This is a genomic window from Sphingopyxis sp. (assembly GCF_036402335.1).
Taxonomy (GTDB): Bacteria; Pseudomonadota; Alphaproteobacteria; order Sphingomonadales; family Sphingomonadaceae; genus Sphingopyxis.
Genome location: NZ_DASWTD010000419.1, coordinates 1 through 2983, shown reverse-complemented (window position 1 = coordinate 2983; position 2983 = coordinate 1). Strand labels below are relative to the sequence as shown.

Below are 2983 nucleotides of genomic sequence, written 5' to 3'. Positions count from 1 at the left end.
TCCGGTCCTGCAGGTTGCGCCCGAACTTCTGGTGCAGCGCGGCCTCGGAGAGATAGGTGATGTGCGCGGCCATGCGCGCCACCGCCAGGCCCCGGCGCGGATTGCGGCCCTCGCTCAGGTAATCGCCGTGGCACCAGTCCGGATCGGCCATGATCGCCTGCCGCCCGACCTCGTGAAAGGCGATATTCTGCGCCGAATGGCGCGCCGCGCTGGCGATGACGAGCGCCGAGGCAAGACGATCGGGATAGGTCGCGGCCCAGGCGAGCGCCTGCATGCCGCCCATCGATCCGCCGACGACGGCATGAAGCCGCGAAATGCCGAGATGGTCGAGCAGCATCGCCTGCGCGCGCACCATGTCGGTGATAGTGATGACGGGAAAATGCATGCCGAGCGGCGTGCCGGTCGCCGCGTCGGGCGAGGCGGGGCCGCTCGTCCCCATGCAGCTGCCGAGCACATTAGCGCAGATGACGTGAAAGCGGTCGGTGTCGATCGGCTTGCCGGGCCCGACCATGCGCGCCCACCAGCCGGGCTTTCCGGTCGCCGGATGGTCGCTCGCGACATATTGGTCGCCGGTCAGCGCGTGGCAGATCAGCACCGCGTTCGACCTGTCGGCATTAAGCGCGCCGTAGCTCTGATAAGCGATCGTCACCGACGGCAGCAACTGCCCGCTGTCGAGCGGAAGCGGCGCGGTGATCGTCACGCTGTGATGCCGGATATCGTGGAGCAGGCTCGCCATGGTTCGCGCGGGGCTAAGCGGGCGCGGAGATGCTGTCAACGACAGGTGAAAACCGCCATCCGCCCCGTCATCCCGGACGTGATCCGGGATCCCTCGCCGCGCCCGGCCGCGTGGACCCCGGATCGAGCCCCGGGGTGACGAACGAGGAAAGGTCGAGCCGGGCCTTTCGCCCACTGGACTTGGGGCGCATAGCCGTTAAACCGCGCGGCATGACCGACGCGACCCAGACCCTCACTCCCAAGCCGTGGATCAGCGGCATCGCTCCCTATGTCCCGGGCAAATCGGCCGGCGCCGACGGACGCCCGCTGATCAAATTGAGCGCGAACGAGAATCCGCTCGGCACCGGGGAAAAGGCGCGGGCGGCGTTCGCCGCGGCGCAGGGCGCGGCCGATGCGCTCTCGCGCTATCCCGATCCGGGCTCGGTGACCCTGCGCGAAACGATCGCGGCGAAATTCGGTCTCGATCCGGCGCGGATCATCTGCGGCAACGGGTCGGACGAACTGCTCCACCTCGCGGCGGGCACCTATGCCGGTGTCGGCGACGAGATTCTCTACGTTCGTTACGGTTTCGCGGTCTATGAAATCGCCGCGCGCCGCGTGGGCGCGGTGCCGGTCGAGGCCGACGACCGCGACTATGCGACCGATGTCGATGCGCTGCTCGCGGCGGTCACCGATCGGACGCGCGTCGTCTATCTCGCCAATCCGAACAACCCGACCGGCACGCTTGCGACCCGCGACGAGGTCGCGCGGCTCTATGCGGGGCTGCCGAAGAATGTGCTGTTCGTGATCGACCAGGCCTATAGCGAATATCTCTCGGACGCCGAGGACGACGGGGGGCTCGAACTCGCGAAGACGCAGCCTAACGTATTCATCACGCGCACTTTTTCGAAGATTCACGGGCTTGCCGCCGAACGGATCGGCTGGGGCTATGCCGCGGCGGAGGTGATTTCGGCGCTGCATCGCATCCGCCTGCCGTTCAACGTCACGCGCGCCGGACAGGCGGCGGCAGTCGCGGCGCTCGGCGACGAGGAATTCGTTACGCACAGCCGCGAGCATAATGCCGAATGGCGTGCCTGGCTGGCGGGTGAGCTCGAGAGCCTCGGCAATCATGGCATTCGTGTCGTGCCGTCGGCGTGCAATTTCCTGCTCGTGCTGTTCGAGGGCGATGTGAGCGCCGAGACGGTCTATATGCGGCTGATGGATGCGGGCTATATCGTGCGCTGGCTGCCGGGGCAGGGATTGCCCAATGCGCTGCGCATGACGATCGGCACCGAACAGGAAACGCGCGGGCTGGCGGCGGCGATCCGCGCCGCGCTGAACGGCTGATGGCGATAGATCGCGTTGCGATTATCGGGCTGGGCCTGATCGGCTCGTCGATCGCGCGTGCCATCGGCGAGCGGCTGCCGCGGGTGGCGGTGACCGGCCATGACGCCGACGCCGGCGTTCGCGATGCCGCACGCGCCCTCGGGCTCTGCGACACGATTGCCGACGACCCGGTTGCCGCGGTGGCGGATGCCGATCTCGTGATCCTCGCGGTGCCGGTGGGACGCATGGCCGATGCGGCTATTGCGATCGCGCCCGGACTGCGGGCCGACGCGATCATTTCCGACGTCGGTTCATCGAAAGCCGGCGTCGCCGACGCGCTCGCCAGGGCGCTGCCCGATCATGCCGTCATCCCGGCGCATCCTGTCGCGGGGACGGAAAACAGCGGGCCCGCCGCAGGATTTGCGACCTTGTTCGAAGGCCGCTGGTGCATCGTCACCCCGGGCGCGGGCGCGCCCGAAGACGCCGTGACGGCACTGACCGGATTCTGGCACGCACTGGGCGCGAAGGTCGACATCATGGATGCCGCGCATCACGACATGGTGCTCGCGGTGACCAGCCATCTGCCGCACCTCATCGCCTATACGATCGTCGGCACCGCGAGCGAGCTCGAAGAGGTCACCGAGAGCGAGGTGATCAAATATTCGGCCGGCGGTTTCCGCGATTTCACGCGGATCGCGGCGAGTGATCCGGTGATGTGGCGCGACGTGTTCCTTGCGAACAGAGACGCGGTGCTCGCGACGCTGCAGCGCTTCAACGAGGATCTGACGGTACTCCAGCAGGCGATCCGCCGCGGCGATGCCGGCAAGCTCGAGGACTGGTTCACCCGCACGCGCGCGATCCGGCGGTCGATCATCGAACAGGGGCAGGATGACGCGGCGCCCGATTTCGGGCGCAAGCACTGATTTTCCGCTGACGCGGAGAA

General features: G+C 67.5%; 3 protein-coding genes. 2 read left to right on the top strand and 1 reads right to left on the bottom strand.

The window, feature by feature from the left end; genetic code table 11:
* On the bottom strand, positions 1–736 hold a 736-nt coding region (gene metX / locus VGD20_RS13650), incomplete at its 3' end, for a homoserine O-acetyltransferase MetX (protein WP_331134974.1).
* Positions 737–945: 209 nt separating this feature from the next.
* Here metX and hisC point away from each other — a divergent pair.
* Together hisC and VGD20_RS13640 are read left to right on the top strand one after the other, a co-directional pair.
* Positions 946–2061 carry a histidinol-phosphate transaminase gene (gene hisC, locus VGD20_RS13645; protein WP_331134973.1) on the top strand — a complete coding sequence of 372 codons (1116 nt, stop codon included), beginning with the start codon at positions 946–948 and terminating at the stop codon, positions 2059–2061.
* On the top strand, positions 2058–2963 hold the full coding sequence (locus VGD20_RS13640; RefSeq protein ID WP_331134975.1) for a prephenate/arogenate dehydrogenase family protein: 906 nt from the start codon (positions 2058–2060) through the stop codon (positions 2961–2963). Before hisC ends, VGD20_RS13640 begins: the two co-directional genes overlap by 4 nt.
* The last annotated feature ends 20 nt before the right edge of the window (positions 2964–2983 follow it).

What these genes read in the sequence shown, in the direction of transcription:
- hisC (WP_331134973.1), top strand. Translation starts at nt 946, where the DNA reads ATGACCGACGCGACCCAGACCCTCACTCCCAAGCCGTGGATCAGCGGC.